17 protein-coding genes and 1 riboswitch are annotated in these 16,103 nt (G+C 59.1%); of the genes, 7 read left to right on the plus strand and 10 right to left on the minus strand.

Annotated features, from left to right (window positions below; all coding sequences use genetic code 11):
* Positions 1–22: 22 nt before the first annotated feature.
* Positions 23–214: a DUF1127 domain-containing protein gene (locus MFP24_RS00880; RefSeq protein ID WP_249228720.1), complete on the minus strand. Its 192-nt coding sequence runs from the start codon at positions 212–214 to the stop codon at positions 23–25.
* A 174-nt stretch (positions 215–388) separates the two neighbouring features.
* On the opposite strand from MFP24_RS00880, the gene MFP24_RS00885 reads away from it, so the two are divergent.
* Positions 389–1,807: an aminotransferase-like domain-containing protein gene (locus MFP24_RS00885; RefSeq protein ID WP_249228721.1), complete on the plus strand. Its 1,419-nt coding sequence runs from the start codon at positions 389–391 to the stop codon at positions 1,805–1,807.
* 30 nt (positions 1,808–1,837) lie between these two features.
* Here the strand turns inward: MFP24_RS00885 and thiH are convergent, their stop codons facing one another.
* The 7 genes from thiH to rsd form a co-directional block, all read right to left on the minus strand.
* Entirely contained in the window at positions 1,838–2,968 is a 1,131-nt protein-coding gene (gene thiH / locus MFP24_RS00890; protein ID WP_249228722.1) for a 2-iminoacetate synthase ThiH, read from the minus strand.
* Positions 2,968–3,750: a thiazole synthase gene (locus MFP24_RS00895; RefSeq protein WP_249228723.1), complete on the minus strand. Its 783-nt coding sequence runs from the start codon at positions 3,748–3,750 to the stop codon at positions 2,968–2,970. The genes thiH and MFP24_RS00895 overlap by 1 nt, the downstream gene beginning before the upstream one ends.
* 1 nt (position 3,751) lies before the next feature.
* Complete coding sequence (gene thiS / locus MFP24_RS00900; protein ID WP_249228724.1) at positions 3,752–3,952, minus strand: sulfur carrier protein ThiS; 201 nt, start codon at positions 3,950–3,952, stop codon at positions 3,752–3,754.
* Positions 3,949–4,728: a HesA/MoeB/ThiF family protein gene (locus tag MFP24_RS00905; RefSeq protein WP_249228725.1), complete on the minus strand. Its 780-nt coding sequence runs from the start codon at positions 4,726–4,728 to the stop codon at positions 3,949–3,951. Before MFP24_RS00905 ends, thiS begins: the two co-directional genes overlap by 4 nt.
* Position 4,729: 1 nt before the next feature.
* Positions 4,730–5,395 carry a thiamine phosphate synthase gene (gene thiE, locus MFP24_RS00910; RefSeq protein ID WP_263458368.1) on the minus strand — a complete coding sequence of 222 codons (666 nt, stop codon included), beginning with the start codon at positions 5,393–5,395 and terminating at the stop codon, positions 4,730–4,732.
* Positions 5,392–7,341: a phosphomethylpyrimidine synthase ThiC gene (gene thiC, locus MFP24_RS00915; RefSeq protein ID WP_283164074.1), complete on the minus strand. Its 1,950-nt coding sequence runs from the start codon at positions 7,339–7,341 to the stop codon at positions 5,392–5,394. The genes thiE and thiC overlap by 4 nt, the downstream gene beginning before the upstream one ends.
* A gap of 99 nt (positions 7,342–7,440) precedes the next feature.
* Positions 7,441–7,583: riboswitch (TPP riboswitch) on the minus strand.
* Between the two features lie 129 nt (positions 7,584–7,712).
* On the minus strand, positions 7,713–8,174 hold the full coding sequence (rsd, locus tag MFP24_RS00920; RefSeq protein ID WP_249228726.1) for a sigma D regulator: 462 nt from the start codon (positions 8,172–8,174) through the stop codon (positions 7,713–7,715).
* A gap of 105 nt (positions 8,175–8,279) precedes the next feature.
* Here rsd and nudC point away from each other — a divergent pair, with 105 nt between their 5' ends.
* From nudC to MFP24_RS00950, 6 genes are all read left to right on the plus strand, one after another.
* Positions 8,280–9,059 carry an NAD(+) diphosphatase gene (gene nudC / locus MFP24_RS00925; protein ID WP_249228727.1) on the plus strand — a complete coding sequence of 260 codons (780 nt, stop codon included), beginning with the start codon at positions 8,280–8,282 and terminating at the stop codon, positions 9,057–9,059.
* 63 nt (positions 9,060–9,122) lie between these two features.
* Positions 9,123–10,187 (plus strand): uroporphyrinogen decarboxylase, encoded by a 1,065-nt coding sequence (gene hemE, locus MFP24_RS00930; RefSeq protein ID WP_249228728.1) that lies wholly within the window; start codon positions 9,123–9,125, stop codon positions 10,185–10,187.
* A gap of 8 nt (positions 10,188–10,195) precedes the next feature.
* Positions 10,196–10,870 carry a deoxyribonuclease V gene (gene nfi, locus MFP24_RS00935; RefSeq protein WP_249228729.1) on the plus strand — a complete coding sequence of 225 codons (675 nt, stop codon included), beginning with the start codon at positions 10,196–10,198 and terminating at the stop codon, positions 10,868–10,870.
* A gap of 88 nt (positions 10,871–10,958) precedes the next feature.
* On the plus strand, positions 10,959–11,549 hold the full coding sequence (locus tag MFP24_RS00940) for a YjaG family protein (RefSeq protein WP_249228730.1): 591 nt from the start codon (positions 10,959–10,961) through the stop codon (positions 11,547–11,549).
* 187 nt (positions 11,550–11,736) lie between these two features.
* Positions 11,737–12,009, plus strand: a complete 273-nt coding sequence (gene hupA, locus MFP24_RS00945) for a nucleoid-associated protein HU-alpha (protein WP_009114799.1) — start codon at positions 11,737–11,739, stop codon at positions 12,007–12,009.
* A gap of 3 nt (positions 12,010–12,012) precedes the next feature.
* Entirely contained in the window at positions 12,013–12,702 is a 690-nt protein-coding gene (locus tag MFP24_RS00950) for a DUF1481 domain-containing protein (protein WP_249228731.1), read from the plus strand.
* Between the two features lie 92 nt (positions 12,703–12,794).
* Here the strand turns inward: MFP24_RS00950 and purD are convergent, their stop codons facing one another.
* Positions 12,795–14,081 (minus strand): phosphoribosylamine--glycine ligase, encoded by a 1,287-nt coding sequence (gene purD / locus MFP24_RS00955; RefSeq protein ID WP_249228732.1) that lies wholly within the window; start codon positions 14,079–14,081, stop codon positions 12,795–12,797.
* 17 nt (positions 14,082–14,098) lie between these two features.
* Positions 14,099–15,688, minus strand: coding sequence for a bifunctional phosphoribosylaminoimidazolecarboxamide formyltransferase/IMP cyclohydrolase (gene purH, locus MFP24_RS00960; protein WP_249228733.1), 1,590 nt, complete (start codon positions 15,686–15,688; stop codon positions 14,099–14,101).
* Positions 15,689–16,103 lie beyond the last annotated feature (415 nt).

Raw genomic sequence — 16,103 nt, forward strand, 5'->3', positions numbered from 1 at the left:
TCGGCCTAACGGGCGCGTTTTCTCAGCGGAAACGGTCGATATCTTCACGCCTAAGCCCGATATCTTTTAATCTGTCGTCACTCATTCTCAGTAACGCCTGCCGCGTTTTCTCTCTCTGCCGCCATGCTTGCCATTTCCGGTAGGGCAGAATAACCATTAACCGCCATAGTGATAGGCCGGACGAACGCTGCGAGCCGTCTGCTTGATGTTTCATTTTTGCCCCCTTACCCGATTGCGAAGCACTATGATGCGAGGTAAGGCGGGCATAATACAGATGCAGAAAATGCATTTATTTAACATACAGATTGTGTAATATTGCATCTGAATGGTATTTTTTAGCGTAATCTGTACTGGTTGTGATGGTAATTCACCCTGGGAAATAATACTTATGACGCGTTACCAATATCTTGCTTCGCTGTTGGAACAACGGATAGAACAGGGCTTATACCAGGGCGGCGAACGTCTGCCGTCCGTCAGGGCGCTGAGTTCGGAGCACGGGGTAAGCATCAGCACCGTCCAGCAGGCTTATCATCTGCTGGAAGCGCGTCAGCTTATTATGCCGCAGCCGCGTTCGGGATATTTTGTCGCGCCGCGCAAGGCGACGCCGCCGATGCCCGGGCTGACCCGCCCGGCCCAGCGTCCGGTGGAGATCACCCAGTGGGAGTCGGTGCTGGAGCTGTTTAACAACGCGCCGGCGTGCAATACGTTCAATTTTGGCGGCGGCACGCCGGACATCAGCCAATCGACGATGAAGCCGCTGTGGAAAGCGCTGACCCGGCTTTGCCAGCATCAGGATCAGCGGGTGCTCAATTACGGCAATATACATGGCGCCCCGGAGCTGCGCGCACAGGTGGCCCGTCTGGCGCTGGACAGCGGCTGCCAGCTTACCGAGGATGATATCGTGATTACCACCGGCTGCCAGGAAGCGCTGTTTACCGCGGTGCGGGCGGTATGCCAGCCGGGGGATATCGTGGCGTTGGAGTCCCCCACCTTTCCCGGCACGCTGCAAATCCTGCGCGGTTTGGGGATCAAGGTGATAGAGATCCCGACCTGCGCGATCACCGGGATCAGCCTGGACGCGCTGAAGCTGGCGCTGGAGCAGTGGCCGATCAAGGCGCTGCTGCTGGTGCCGACCTGCAACAACCCGCTGGGGTTCTGCATGCCCGACCAGGATAAACAGGCGCTGGTCACGCTGGCCCAGCAGTTTGATCTGGCGATTATTGAAGACGATGCCTACGGCGAGCTGGTTTACGACTATCCCCGCGCCAGAACCATCAAGTCTTTTGACGAGGACGGCCGGGTATTGCTGTGCAGCTCTTTTTCCAAAACGCTGGCGCCGGGGTTGCGCGTTGGCTGGATAGCGCCGGGGCGTTATCTGGAGCGGGTGATTCATACCAAGTACATCAGCACCGGTTATACGGTGACGCATACGCAGCTGGCGGTGGCCGAATTTATCCGTCTGGGCCATTATCAGCCTCATCTGCGGCGTATGCGGATGCAATATAAATATAATCGTGACGATTTTACCTGCTGGATCCGCCACTATTTTCCCTGTGGGATCTGCGTCAGCCGTCCGCAGGGCGGGTTTCTGATGTGGATTGAACTGCCGGAATCTTTTGACTCGCTGCGGCTCAACCGCGAGGTGCGCAAGGCCGGTCTCCAGATTGCCGCCGGATCGCTGTTTTCCGCCTCAGGGAAATACCGCAACTGCCTGCGGCTGAATTACGCCTTGCCGTTCACCGACGAAACGGGCACCGGGCTGCGTATCCTGGGAGAAACGGTCAGCCGGATGATGGCCGACCATTAATCGCGGCTCAGGGCAGGGCCGAAGCGGTTTTTATGGCGCGCTTCTGCCCAAATAGCCGTCCCAGTCCTTCCATACCGGCTGTAATCCGGCTTGCCTGATCACCTGGGCGACCTCTTCCGGCCGTCGTGCGTCGTGCGGCGCGAACTGTTCCAGTTCGGGATGGTTATCGGCATAGCCGCCCGGCTGGGTTTTGGAAAAGGCGCTGACGTTGTTTATCGCGATGGGAATCGCATGATCGCGGAAGAACGGCGACTCGCGGGTGGAGAGCGACAGCTCGATATCCGGCGACAGCAGGCGGAAGGCGCAGATCACCTGCATCAGCTGGGCTTCATCCATCAGCGAGGCGGGCTGGATGCCTCCCGCGCAGGGACGCAGGCGGGGGAAGGAGACGGAATAGCGGCTCTGCCAGTAGGTTTGCTGCAGGTGCAGCAGGTGTTCCGCCACCATATAGCAGTCGGTTCGCCAACTGTCGGACAGACCGATAAGCGCCCCCAGTCCGATCTTGTCGATCCCGGCTCGGCCGAGACGATCCGGCGTCGCCAGCCGCCAATGGAAGTCCTGTTTCTGCCCGCGCAGATGGTGCTGCAGATAGGTCGCCGGATGATAGGTTTCCTGATACACCATCACCCCGTCCAGCCCCAGGGTTTTCAGTTCCGCGTACTCTTCCTGCGCCAGCGGCTGCACCTCGATCATCAGCGCGCTGAAGTGCGGGCGAATCAGCGGGAAGACGCGGCGGAAATAGTCCATGCCCACTTTGCGCTGATGCTCTCCGGTCACCAGCAGCAGGCTATCGAAGCCCAGTTCCTTGATCGCGGCGCATTCGCGCAGGATCTCCGCGTCGTCCAGCGTCTTGCGCTTGATGTGGTTGCTCATGGAGAAACCGCAGTAGGTACAGTCGTTGGAACACAGGTTGGACAGGTATAAGGGGACGTAGAAGCTGACCGTATTGCCGAAGCGCTGACGGGTAAGCTGCTGCGCCCGCTGCGCCAGCGGTTCCAGATAAGGGGCGGCGGCGGGGGAGATTAGCGCCATAAAGTCTTCGCGGTCCGGCCGTGCGGCGCCGAGCGCGCGCTCCACGTCGCGCGAGGTTTTGCTATTGATCCTCAGGGTGAGGTCGTCCCAGTCGAGCCGCTGCCAGACGGTTTGAAAGTCGTTTTCCATCAGGCGGCTCCTTGCGTTTGCTGGTGCAGGAAGCCGGTCAGCGGGCTGGTGGCGCTGGCGATGTACTGTTTGCTGCCCAGTCCGGCCTGCTGCGCCAGCGCTCCGGCTTCAATGGCGATCCTGAAGGCCTGCGCCATTTTGACCGGATCGCGGGCGACGGCGATGGCGGTATTGACCAGCACCGCGTCGGCCCCCATCTCCAGCGCTTCCGCGGCGTGGCTGGGAGCGCCGATCCCCGCGTCGACGACCACGGGAACGCGGGCCTGTTCAATAATGATGCGCAGAAAATCACGGGTTTGCAGCCCCTGGTTGGAGCCAATCGGCGCGCCCAGCGGCATGACGGCCGCGCAGCCCGCTTCCTCCAGCCGTTTACACAGCACCGGGTCGGCGCCGCAGTAGGGCAGTACCACGAATCCCTCTTTCACCAGTTGCTCGGCGGCCTTCAGCGTTTCAATCGGGTCGGGGAGCAGGTATTTCATATCGGGATGAATTTCCAGCTTCACCCAGTGAGTGCCCAGCGCTTCACGCGCCAGATGCGCGGCGAACACCGCTTCGTCGGCCGTTTTGGCCCCGGAGGTATTCGGCAGCAGCCTGATGCCAAGCTGGCGCAGCGGAGCAAGAATGGCGTCGCTGCCGCCTTTCAGGTCAACGCGTTTCATCGCCATGGTGACCAGCTGCGAGCCGGAGGCGCGTAGTGCGTCCAGCATAATTTCAGGGGTGGCGAATTTTCCGGTGCCGCTCAGCAGCCGGGATGTAAAAGTGGTATCGGCAATGTGCAGCATGTCATCCTCCCGCTATTGCCTGAAAAAGCAGAATATCATCCCCGTCCGCAACCTGACGTTCGGTCCAGGCGTCACGCGGGATAATGGTTTGGTTGATAGCCACGGCCGTGCCGGGCTGGAGCCGGTTTACCCGGCTCAGCAGCGCTTCAACCGTTATCGACCCGGAGAGTTCGATGACCTCGTCATTTAAGGTGATGTTCATGCCAGACTCCCGCAGACCGGGCAGTGCGCCGCCCGGGTGAGTTGCAGGGTGTTCCAGCTTTGCTGTTTGCCGTCAAACAGCCGCAGTTTGCCGCTCAGGGCCGAGGGCAGCCCGGCCAGCAGCTTGATGGCCTCCAGCGCCTGCAGCGCGCCGATGACCCCGACCACCGGGCCGAGCACGCCCGCCGTCCGGCAGTTGCGCTGCGGCTCCGTCGCCTCGGGATAGAGGCAGGCGTAGCAGCCCTGGGCGTAGGGGGGCGTCAGCACCAGCAGCTGTCCGCTGAAGCCGACGGCGCTGCCGCTGATCAACGGCTTGCCGGCGCGGATACAGGCGGCGTTCACCGCATGGCGGGTTTGCATATTATCGCTGCAATCCAGTACCAGGTCGGCGCGGTTGACGGCGCGCCGCAGCGTCTCGCCGTTCAGTCTTTCGGTAAGGGCAATCGCCTCCGACTGCGGGTTCAACGCCTGAAGCTGCCGCTGCGCCAGCGCGGCTTTGGGTTTGCCGGTATCGCCGGTGCGATACAGAATCTGCCGTTGCAGGTTGCTGATATGCAGCGCGTCGTCATCGGCGAGCAGCAGGGTGCCGACGCCGGCGGCGGCCAGGTAGAGCGAGGCCGGCGCGCCCAGGCCGCCAAGCCCCACCAGCAGCACGCTGGCGGCTTTCAGCCTCTGCTGGCCTTCCGGGCCGATATCCTCCAGCATCAGCTGACGGCTGTAACGCATAAATTCTTGATCGCTAAGTCCGGCGGGGCTGGCGTGGTGGTTCGCGCTCATCTCACGCCTCCCGTCCTTCAATCATGCGCAGCAAGGTTGCCGTAGCCTGGCGCCAGTCCGGCGCCTGGGTAATGGCGCTGACCACGGCGATGCTGCCCACGCCCGTCGCCAGCACCGCCGGCGCCCGGTCGATGCTGATGCCGCCGATGGCGACGGTGGGAAAACGATCGCCCAGCGTCTGCAGATGGCGGGCCAGTTCGGCCACGCCCTGCGGCGCGGAGGGCATGTCTTTGGTTTGGGTGGGGAAGATATGGCCGAGGGCGATATAGGACGGATTGATGGCCGCCGCCCGCGCCAGCTCCGCGTCATCGTGAGTGGATACGCCGAGGCGCAGCCCCGCCCGCCGGATGGCGGCGAGATCGGCGCCGTCCAGATCCTCCTGGCCCAGATGTACGCCATAGGCCTGATGTTTCACCGCCAGCCGCCAGTAGTCGTTGATAAACAGCCGCGCCTGATATTGGCGCCCCAGGGCGATGGCGCGGATAATATCCGCTTCCACCTGCTCGTCGGGCAGGTCTTTAATGCGTAGCTGAATGGTTTTGACGCCCGCGCTAAGCAGGCGCTCAATCCACTCCACGCTATCCACCACGGGGTAGAGGCCGAGCCGATGCTCGGTAGGGGGGAACGGCTCGGTTATTGGCGCTGCCGCCGTCTGAGATAACGTCATTTGTTCTCCTCCGTTTGCAGGCTGGCGGCGCTGTGGTACAGCTCGCCGCCGCGGGCGCGGAAGGCTTCGGACATGTGCGCCATTCCCACTTCAATGGGCTGCGCCGCGGCTTGCTGTTTCGCCGCGTAATCGCGCACTTCCTGGGAAATTTTCATCGAGCAGAACTTCGGCCCGCACATGGAGCAGAAGTGGGCGATTTTGCCGGACTCCTGCGGCAGGGTTTCATCGTGGTAGGCGCGGGCGGTTTCGGGGTCGAGCGCCAGATTGAACTGATCTTCCCAGCGGAATTCGAAACGCGCCTTGGACATGGCGTTGTCGCGGATCTGCGCGCCGGGGTGCCCCTTCGCCAGGTCGGCGGCGTGGGCGGCGATTTTGTAGGTAATCAGCCCCTGTTTGACGTCTTCCTTATTCGGCAGCCCCAGGTGTTCTTTCGGGGTGACGTAACAGAGCATCGCGCAGCCGAACCAGCCGATCATCGCCGCGCCGATGCCGGAGGTGAAGTGGTCGTAACCGGGGGCGATATCGGTGGTCAACGGGCCCAGCGTATAGAACGGCGCTTCGTGGCAGTGCTCCAGCTCTTCGGTCATATTGCGGCGGATCATCTGCATCGGCACGTGGCCGGGACCTTCGATCATCACCTGCACGTCGTACTCCCAGGCGATTTTGGTCAGTTCGCCCAGCGTATACAGTTCGGCGAACTGCGCTTCATCGTTGGCGTCCTGAATCGAGCCGGGGCGCAGACCGTCGCCCAGCGACAGCGCGACGTCATAGGCGGCGCAGATTTCGCAGATGTCGCGGAAGTGCTCATACAGGAAGCTCTCTTTATGATGCGACAGGCACCACTTGGCCATGATCGAGCCGCCGCGCGACACGATGCCGGTCAGCCGTTTGGCGGTCATCGGCACATAGCGCAGCAGCACGCCGGCGTGGATGGTGAAATAGTCGACGCCCTGTTCCGCCTGTTCCAGCAGGGTGTCGCGGAACATTTCCCAGCTCAGGTTTTCCGCCACGCCGTTGACTTTTTCCAGCGCCTGATAGATGGGCACCGTGCCGATGGGCACCGGACTGTTGCGCAGGATCCACTCGCGGGTTTCGTGGATATAGCGTCCGGTGGAGAGATCCATCACGGTGTCCGCGCCCCAGCGGGTGGACCACACCAGCTTTTCCACCTCTTCTTCAATCGAGGAGGTGACGGCGGAGTTGCCGATATTGGCATTCACCTTCACCAGAAAATTGCGGCCGATAATCATCGGTTCGGATTCCGGGTGATTGATATTCGATGGAATGATGGCGCGCCCGGCGGCCACTTCCTGTCGCACGAACTCCGGGGTGATGTTCTCCGGCAGGCGGGCGCCAAACCCCTCGCCGGGATGCTGCTGGCGCAACACCTCGCCGCGGATACGCTCGCGGCCCATATTTTCGCGGATGGCGATAAACTCCATTTCCGGGGTGACGATGCCCTGACGCGCATAATGCAGCTGGGTCACGCATTTGCCCGGTTTAGCGCGCAGCGGACGCGGCAGGTGTTCGAAGCGCAGGTGATCCAGTCCGGCATCCGCCAGGCGCTGTTGGGTAAAATCCGAGCTGACGGCGGCGAGCGTTGCGCAATCGTTGCGCTCGGCAATCCAGTTGGCGCGCAGTCTGGCTAATCCGACGCGCACGTCCGGGCGCGATGCCGGATCGCCGTACGGACCGGCGGTGTCATACACCGGGATCGGTTCGTTGGGTTCGTACTGCGGGTCGTCCTTGCCGCCGCCGACTAACGTCGGACTAAGCTGGATTTCGCGCATCGGCACGCGAATATCGTCGCGTGAACCGGTGAGATAAATACGCCGCGAGTTGGGAAACGCCATCCCCTGCAGCGTATCAATAAACTGCTGGGCGGCCGCGCGCTGGTCGCGGCGACTGGCTTTGGGCGGTCGGGATGAGGATATTTTGGTAGACATAGCAAGTTCCTGTGATGCGTAAAGGGAAAATTGCTTGTCTGGAGCTCGGAGGGAGTAATAACGCCAGGTATGCCAGAGTGATTGATGCAGGTTTCAATCAGGCACATTACTCTTGTTCCCTTCGCGGGTCTTAACCCGATCAGGTTCCGCGGATCCCGAATTAACGGTCTCAGCCTGCGCATTTTCTTTTCTTGCTTAACACTCAAGAAACGAAAACGCGCTAGGCACTCCGACAAGATAGCCCTACTATTAACGGGCTGATTACAACGATGACACTTTATGACGCCAGCTCGGGTATGTCAAAGCAAGGAAAGCGTATCTGTGAAGGTAAGTCAGATGCTGAACGGTAACAATATGATAGTAAAAAGATATTAATTATCAAAAATCAGCCGGATAACATTGTCCTCCAGCGCGAAACGTTCGGCCAGGGTTTCCCCCACGCGGGACAGCGCCTGCTGGAATTCAATACAGTTTTCATCATCGATGGCGGCCGCCAAATGACCGTCGTAAGACGCCATAATCTGCTCGGTGTTGCTTTTTAATGCTTCATCAAGCTGGTTGAAAAACGCCTTTTTCTGTTCGCCGAAGACGGCGGCTTCCGGCAATATCCGCTCGTAAACGTGGAAGTGGCCGATCGATAGATAATCGACCAGATTATGGCAAAATTCATCCAGCGCTTTTTCATCCAGCGGGGAGAGCTTTTCCTTGTTCGGTTTGATGCCAACCAGATGGTAGTAAGCAATCAGCAGCTGCTTACGCGCTTGTAGCCATTGGTCGATTAACGCATTATTGCCACCGACGAGGTCAGTCAGGCTTTGTAACTGGTTTAGCATTGTTGGCTCCGTGAATGGTAGAAAATAACCGTCAGTTATAAAAGTTATCTAATCACCCAGAGTGGTAAAATGCCAGTGAAGTGATAGTGGAGCAATAGAAAAGATATGGAACACACGCTAAAAGGTGACGAAACCGGATGGTGGGTTGTCAGTCACGCAAACCAGATATGGCTCCCTGAGGGGGCGTTGCCGCAGGGAACGGCGTCCAGTTGGTCATTACAGGGGCAGAGCGCCCGACTTATCGGCGAATGGCAGGGGCAGGCCGTCCGGCTGGTCTGCCAGAACCGGGATAGCGATATGGCATCCGTCCGTCAGTTAATCGACCGGGAAGTCGGTCTTTTTCAAATGGCGGGGCGCGGCGTACAGCTGGCGGAGTTTTACCGCGCCCATCGATTCTGCGGCTACTGCGGCCATGAGATGGTGCGCAGTAAAACCGAGCTGGCCTGCCTGTGCCGCCACTGCAAGGAGCGTTATTACCCGCAGATCGCCCCCTGCATCATCGTGGCGATCCGACGCGGCGACGAGATTCTGCTGGCCCAGCACAACCGTCATCGCGGCAACATGTATACGGTGCTGGCCGGGTTCGTCGAGGTGGGCGAAACCCTGGAGCAGACGGTGGCCCGCGAGGTGATGGAAGAAAGCCATATCCGAATCAAGAACCTGCGCTATATCAGTTCCCAGCCCTGGCCTTTCCCGCACTCGCTGATGATGGCCTTTATGGCGGACTATGCGGGGGGCGAGGTTCAGCACGATCCCGCCGAACTGCGCGACGCAGCCTGGTTCCGCTATGACCAACTGCCTATTTTACCGCCGCCGGGCACGGTGGCGCGCCGTCTGATTGAAGATACGGTTGCGCTGTGCCGCGCGGCTCATGAGAACGGCTAGCCAACATGTTACCATCGGGCGCGATAACCGTACGCCGCGGGATGACGACGAAAGGAAAACAGCATGACTGATCTGAAAAACGATCGCTATTTACGCGCCTTATTGCGCCAGCCGGTTGATGTGACGCCGGTATGGATGATGCGTCAGGCGGGGCGTTACCTGCCGGAATACAAGGCGACCCGCGCTCAGGCGGGCGACTTCATGGCGCTGTGTAAAAATGCGGATCTGGCCTGCGAGGTCACCCTGCAACCGTTGCGGCGCTATGAGCTTGACGCGGCGATCCTGTTTTCAGATATCCTGACCATTCCCGATGCGATGGGCCTGGGGCTCTATTTTGAAGTCGGCGAGGGGCCGCGTTTTCATTCCCCTATTGCCTGCCATGCCGATGTGGCGAATTTGCCGATTCCCGACCCGGAGCAGGAGCTGGGCTATGTGATGAATGCGGTGCGCACCATCCGCAAGAACCTGGCCGGCGCGGTACCGCTGATCGGCTTTTCCGGCAGCCCCTGGACGCTGGCGACCTATATGGTGGAAGGCGGCAGCAGCAAAGCCTTCACCATGATTAAAAAGATGATGTTTGCCGAGCCGAAAACGCTGCATCTGCTGCTGGATAAGCTGGCGGACAGCGTCATTCTCTATCTGAACGCGCAGATACGCGCCGGGGCGCAGGCGGTGATGGTATTCGACACCTGGGGCGGCGTGCTCAGCGGCCGGGATTATCGCCAGTTTTCCCTGCATTATATGCACAAGATCGTTGACGGCCTGCAACGAGAAAACGACGGGCGCCGCGTGCCCGTCACCCTGTTTACCAAGGGCGGCGGCCAGTGGCTCGAAGCGATGGCGGAAACCGGCTGTGACGCGCTGGGGCTGGACTGGACGATCGACATTGCCGATGCGCGCCGCCGCGTCGGCGATAAAGTCGCCCTGCAGGGCAATATGGATCCTTCCATGCTGTATGCGCCGCCGGCGCGTATCGAGCAGGAAGTGGCGTCGATTCTGGCGGGGTTCGGGCACGGCAACGGCCATGTGTTCAATCTGGGGCACGGTATCCATCAGGATGTGCCGCCGGAGCATGCCGGCGCCTTTGTGAAGGCGGTGCACCAGCTATCCCGCGCTTATCATCAATAGGGGGACCGGTGATTGATACCCAAGGACTGCGCGCCGAGCAGGTGACGCGCGCCGCAGAAATTGTTCGTTACGACGATCTGCCGTTCGACCAGCCGGATTTTATCGCCGGCGCCGACGTGGGCTTTGAGCAGGACGGCGCGATAACCCGCGCGGCCATCGCCGTGCTGCGCTATCCGGCGCTGGAATTGGTGGAATACAAGATTGCGCGGGTCGCTACGACCATGCCGTATATTCCGGGGCTGCTCTCCTTTCGGGAATGCCCGGGCCTGATGGCCGCCTGGGGGATGCTGGAGCACAAGCCGGATTTGTTATTTGTCGACGGACATGGTATTTCACATCCGCGCCGGCTTGGCGTGGCCAGCCATTTCGGCCTGCTGGTGAATGTGCCGACGATCGGCGTGGCGAAAAGCCGTCTGTGCGGACATTTCGCGCCGTTATCGGACCCGGTGGGCAGCCGGGAGCCGCTGCTGGATAAAGGCGAGCAGATTGGCTGGGTATGGCGCAGCAAGGCGCGCTGTAACCCGCTGTTCGTGGCCACCGGTCATCGCGTCGGCCTGGATAGCGCCCTGCTGTGGGTGCAACGCTGCATGCGCGGCTACCGTCTGCCGGAGCCCACTCGCTGGGCCGACGCGGTGGCATCCGACCGGCCGGCGTTTCAACGCTGGCAACAGCAGATGTTGTGAGCGAAATTTTAGGAATACAGGCATAGGGTGCGGTGATAATTTCAGGTACACTGCCGCCCATTGCCTCTACATGAGCATAAAATAACAGATGTTACGTAATCCGATTCATTTGCGTTTGGAAAAGCTCGGAAGCTGGCAGCATGTCACCTTTATGGCATGCCTTTGCGAACGTATGTACCCGAATTATCATGAATTTTGTCAGCAAACCGGGTTTGGCGACGCCATGGTTTATCGCCGCATTCTCGATTTGGTTTGGGAAACGCTGGTGGTCAAAGACGCAAAAGTTAATTTCGACAGCCAGTTGGAAAAATTAGAAGAGGCAATTCCGGCGGCTGATGACTATGATATTTATGGTGTCTACCCGGCGATTGACGCCTGTATCGCCCTGGGCGAGCTGATCCATTCCCGCCTGAGCGGCGAAACGCTGGAACATGCGATCGCCATCAGCGAGGCGTCGATCCGTACGGTCGCCATGCTCGAAATGACGCAGGCCGGTAGAGAAATGACCGATGATGAGCTGAAGGTTCTGCCGGCAATTGAAGACGAGTGGGACATCCAATGGGAGATTTTCCGCCTGTTGGCCGCCTGCGAAGAGCGTGATATCGAACTGATTAAAGGACTCCGCGCCGACCTGCGAGAGGCCGCAAGTAGTAATATTGGGATAAATTTACAGCAATAACGCGATAAAACGTGATTTAAGGCCTGAAATGGCCTGTCTTAAGGCTTCACATCCGCACCCTGTCTGGTCTACATTTGGGGGGCGTAATAAAAGTGGCTGTCGGTGCGTATATGCAGGAGAGTGCTGTTATGGCCTATCCGTCGCACTCGATGCTTAGCAAGCGATAAACACACTGTAAGGATAACTTATGAATAAGACTCAACTGATTGATGTAATTGCGGACAAAGCTGATCTTTCCAAAGTACAGGCGAAAGCGGCACTGGAATCAACTCTGGCGGCGATTACTGAGTCTCTGAAAGAAGGTGATGCAGTACAATTGGTTGGTTTTGGTACGTTTAAGGTAAACCATCGTAACGAGCGCACTGGCCGCAATCCACAAACTGGTAAAGAAATCAAAATTGCTGCAGCCAACGTGCCAGCGTTTGTTTCTGGCAAGGCGCTGAAAGACGCTGTTAAATAAGCCATGCCGGTTAAGAGTTTAAGCAGGGGGGCGTTTTCGCCCCTTTTGCTTTTACTGCGCTGGTTGGGCGTTGGCGCCGCGCTGGCCCTGCTCGTCGCCTGTGGCAGCCATGCCCCGTCTCCGCCGGTCTTTGCCAGCGGTTATCTTTCCGATCGCGGCGTGGTTCGCCTGTGGCGTAAAGATGACGCCCAGCACAACGCCACCCGGCTGATTGTGGTGTATAACCCGCTTCAGGGCGACAGCACGGTAGTCACCCGCTATCTGTATCAGCAGGACAAGATACGGGAAATCAAAAGAACGCTGGAATTACAGAAAGACGACACCGAGATACGTTTTGCGCAAGATGGAACGGTCAGCTTTATGCAACGTCAGCTGGCGCAAAGGCGAGAGTCAATCTCCGATGACGAACTGGCGCTCTATCAGTGGGATGCCCAACGCCTGCTGGAGCTCAGCGAGGTGCTGCAGGCCGGTAAGGTGGTACTGAAACAGGGAACCTGGCAGAACGGTCGGGTGGTCACCTGCGATGGGCAGCAAACCCGCCCCGACTTTGACTCGGCCTCACAGGGATGGATTGACAAGCAGAAACAGCCATTGGTCAGCGTTGCGTGGCTGGAGGCGCCGGAAGGCACGCAGCTGTTACTGGCGGACCAGGGGAATTTCTGCCGCTGGGAAGCGGAGGCCGGCAGGCTGTAATCCGCCACCGGGTCGAGACCCGATAATCCCCACGCGGCTAATCCACCTTTGCGCGCAGCATAAAACCCGGATTGCTCCGGGCTGTTCGGTTCTCAGGCTTGTTCCCGCTCAATGGCGCGATAGCCGATATCTTGGCGATAAAAACACCCTTGCCACTGAATGTCCGCCGCCAGTTCATACGCACGTTTCTGGGCCTCCGCCACCGTATTGCCTAATGCCGTTACGCACAATACGCGCCCGCCGTTGGTAACGACATTTTCGCCGTCCTTTTTGGTGCCGGCGTGAAAGACTTTACCGTCTTCGGCATCCTGCCGGGGCAGACCGGAAATAACATCGCCGGTGCGGTAATCGGCCGGATATCCGCCCGCGGCCAGCACTACGCCCAGGGCGGGACGCTCATCCCATCGCGAATCCTGCTCATTCAGTTTGCCGTCGCAGGCCGCCAGACACAGCTCAACCAGGTCGGAACGCAGGCGCAGCATAATCGGCTGGGTTTCCGGATCGCCAAAGCGGCAGTTGAATTCAATCACCTTGGGCTGACCGTCGGCGGAAATCATCAGTCCGGCGTACAGAAAGCCGGTATAGACGTTGCCCTCGGCGGCCATGCCGTTGACCGTCGGCCAAATCACCCGCTCCATGATGCGCTGGTGGATCTCATCGGTTACCACCGGGGCGGGAGAGTAGGCGCCCATACCGCCGGTGTTCGGGCCGGTATCCTGGTCGCCTACGCGCTTGTGGTCCTGGCTGGTGGCCATCGGCAGCACATTTTTCCCATCCACCATGACGATAAAGCTGGCTTCCTCACCGTCCAGGAACTCTTCCACCACGATACGGTGTCCCGCATCGCCAAACGCGTTGCCCGCCAGCATATCCTGGATGGCGTCTTCCGCTTCCTGCAGCGTCATGGCGACGATGACGCCTTTGCCCGCCGCCAGCCCGTCCGCCTTGATAACGATGGGCGCGCCCTGCGCACGCACGTACGCCAGAGCCGGCTCAACTTCGGTAAAGTTCTGGTATTCGGCCGTCGGAATATTGTGCCGGGCAAGGAAATCCTTGGTGAAGGCTTTGGAGCCTTCCAACTGCGCCGCTGCCTGCGTCGGGCCGAAAATCGTCAGTCCCGCGGCGCGAAAGGCGTCGACCACGCCAATCACCAGCGGCGCTTCCGGTCCGACGATGGTCAGGCCGATGTGGCTTTCCTGGGCGAAAGCGACTAACGCCGGTATATCGGTTGCCGCGATATCGACGTTCGTCAGCGCCGGTTCCAGTGCGCTTCCCGCGTTACCCGGCGCCACATAGACGCGGTCCGCCAGCGGAGACTGGGCGGCTTTCCAGGCCAGCGCATGTTCGCGCCCGCCGTTGCCAATGATTAAAATATTCATCTCGTTCGGCTCCTGAATTAATGGCGGAAGTGGCGCATATCGGTAAAGATCATCGCGATGCCGTGTTCGTTGGCGGCGGCAATGACTTCATCGTCACGGATAGAGCCGCCCGGTTGGATCACGCAGCTAATGCCTACGGCCGCCGCTGCGTCAATGCCGTCGCGGAAGGGGAAGAACGCGTCGGACGCCATGGCTGAGCCTTTGACCTCCAGCCCTTCGTCAGCGGCCTTGATTCCGGCAATTTTGGCGGAGTAGACGCGGCTCATCTGGCCGGCGCCGATGCCGATGGTCATATTGTCGCGGGCGTAGACAATGGCGTTGGATTTCACGAACTTGGCCACCTTCCAGCAGAACAGCGCATCGCGCAGTTCCTGTTCGCTGGGTTGGCGCTCGGTCACCACGCGCAGTTGCGATGCATCGACCATGCCCAGATCGCGCTCCTGTACCAGCAGACCGCCGTTTACGCGCTTAAAGTCCAAACCGGGAACGCGTTGTTGCCATGCGCCGCTAATCAGAACACGCACGTTTTGTTTGGCCGCGGTAACTTTTAACGCAGCGTCGCTGACGGATGGCGCAATAATCACCTCGACAAACTGACGGCTGACGATCGCCCGCGCCGTCTCTTCGTCCAGCTCGCGGTTGAAGGCGATGATGCCGCCGAATGCAGAGGTCGGGTCGGTTTGATAAGCGCGCTCATAGGCGTCGAGAATCGAGTCGCCTGTCGCCACGCCGCAGGGGTTGGCGTGTTTGACGATGACGCAGGCCGCATCAGTAAACTCTTTCACACACTCCAGCGCGGCGTCGGTGTCGGCGATATTGTTATAAGACAGCGCCTTGCCTTGTAATTGCCGCGAAGTGGCGACGGACGCTTCCGTTACGTTTTCTTCTATGTAGAAAGCCGCCTGCTGGTGGCTGTTTTCACCGTAGCGCATATCCTGTTTTTTAACGTAGTTCAGATTCAGCGTGCGCGGGAAACGGCCTGACGGTTTATCCGTTTCGCCATAATAAGGCGGCACCAGCGAACCAAAGTAGTTGGCAATCATGCTGTCATAGGCCGCGGTGTGCTCAAATGCCTTGATAGCCAGATCGAAACGGGTTTCGTAAGTCAGCGAGCCGCCGTTGGCGTCGATTTCACTAATAATGGTTTCGTAGTCGCCGCTCTTGACCACGATAGCGACGTCTTTATGGTTTTTGGCCGCGGAGCGCACCATGGTGGGCCCGCCGATATCGATGTTTTCGATGGCGTCTTCCAGCGTGCAGTTTTCACGGGCGACGGTCTGGGCGAAGGGATAGAGATTCACCACAACCATATCGATCGGCTGGATATCGTGTTGAGCCATAACGGCGTCATCCTGGCCGCGTCGGCCGAGAATACCGCCATGGACTTTGGGGTGCAGGGTTTTAACGCGTCCGTCCATCATTTCCGGAAAGCCGGTGTAGTCCGATACTTCGGTGACCGCCAAACCGGCATCGGCCAGCAAACGGGCGGTTCCGCCGGTTGAAAGAAGCTCAACGCCACGTTGGGACAGAGCCTGAGCAAATTCGACAATACCCGCTTTGTCAGAAACGCTGAGCAAAGCGCGGCGGATAGGACGACGTTGTTGCATGATGATGTTATCCCTTGGATTTGATAATCATTGAAGAACGGTACGTGAATATCGTCTTTTATGACGCATGATGGCGAGATAAAGAGAAATATTCAGTTAGCGTTCTACAGAAATACGCTGGTTTTAACGCGGGAGAATTGTAGCGAAAACGTTTGCGTGATGCTCGTCAAATTTTGATCATATCCCGCTCTGTGGATAACTTTGTGTAAAAAAGGGTATAAGGCGGCATTTTGCTGTGGAATGCAGCAATCGGCCGTTTTTATGCGAAATACCTGTTGCGGCCCGCGCAGAACTCCCTATAATGCGCCTCCACTGACAGGGCAACGGCGGCAACGCGGTTGTGATGACAGTAGGAAGCCAGGCAATAATCACTTGACTTCACAGCGGAATTGCATAACATATGCGGCCCGCGCCA

This window comes from Brenneria tiliae, assembly GCF_023347575.1.
Classification (GTDB): domain Bacteria; phylum Pseudomonadota; class Gammaproteobacteria; order Enterobacterales; family Enterobacteriaceae; genus Brenneria; species Brenneria corticis.

Coding starts and splice junctions, on each gene's coding strand:
- MFP24_RS00880 (WP_249228720.1), bottom strand. CDS start 214: ATGAAACATCAAGCAGACGGCTCGCAGCGTTCGTCCGGCCTATCACTA.
- MFP24_RS00885 (WP_249228721.1), top strand. CDS start 389: ATGACGCGTTACCAATATCTTGCTTCGCTGTTGGAACAACGGATAGAA.
- thiH (WP_249228722.1), bottom strand. CDS start 2,968: ATGGAAAACGACTTTCAAACCGTCTGGCAGCGGCTCGACTGGGACGAC.
- MFP24_RS00895 (WP_249228723.1), bottom strand. CDS start 3,750: ATGCTGCACATTGCCGATACCACTTTTACATCCCGGCTGCTGAGCGGC.
- thiS (WP_249228724.1), bottom strand. CDS start 3,952: ATGAACATCACCTTAAATGACGAGGTCATCGAACTCTCCGGGTCGATA.
- MFP24_RS00905 (WP_249228725.1), bottom strand. CDS start 4,728: ATGAGCGCGAACCACCACGCCAGCCCCGCCGGACTTAGCGATCAAGAA.
- thiE (WP_263458368.1), bottom strand. CDS start 5,395: ATGACGTTATCTCAGACGGCGGCAGCGCCAATAACCGAGCCGTTCCCC.
- thiC (WP_283164074.1), bottom strand. CDS start 7,341: ATGTCTACCAAAATATCCTCATCCCGACCGCCCAAAGCCAGTCGCCGC.
- rsd (WP_249228726.1), bottom strand. CDS start 8,174: ATGCTAAACCAGTTACAAAGCCTGACTGACCTCGTCGGTGGCAATAAT.
- nudC (WP_249228727.1), top strand. CDS start 8,280: ATGGAACACACGCTAAAAGGTGACGAAACCGGATGGTGGGTTGTCAGT.
- hemE (WP_249228728.1), top strand. CDS start 9,123: ATGACTGATCTGAAAAACGATCGCTATTTACGCGCCTTATTGCGCCAG.
- MFP24_RS00940 (WP_249228730.1), top strand. CDS start 10,959: ATGTTACGTAATCCGATTCATTTGCGTTTGGAAAAGCTCGGAAGCTGG.
- hupA (WP_009114799.1), top strand. CDS start 11,737: ATGAATAAGACTCAACTGATTGATGTAATTGCGGACAAAGCTGATCTT.
- MFP24_RS00950 (WP_249228731.1), top strand. CDS start 12,013: ATGCCGGTTAAGAGTTTAAGCAGGGGGGCGTTTTCGCCCCTTTTGCTT.
- purD (WP_249228732.1), bottom strand. CDS start 14,081: ATGAATATTTTAATCATTGGCAACGGCGGGCGCGAACATGCGCTGGCC.
- purH (WP_249228733.1), bottom strand. CDS start 15,688: ATGCAACAACGTCGTCCTATCCGCCGCGCTTTGCTCAGCGTTTCTGAC.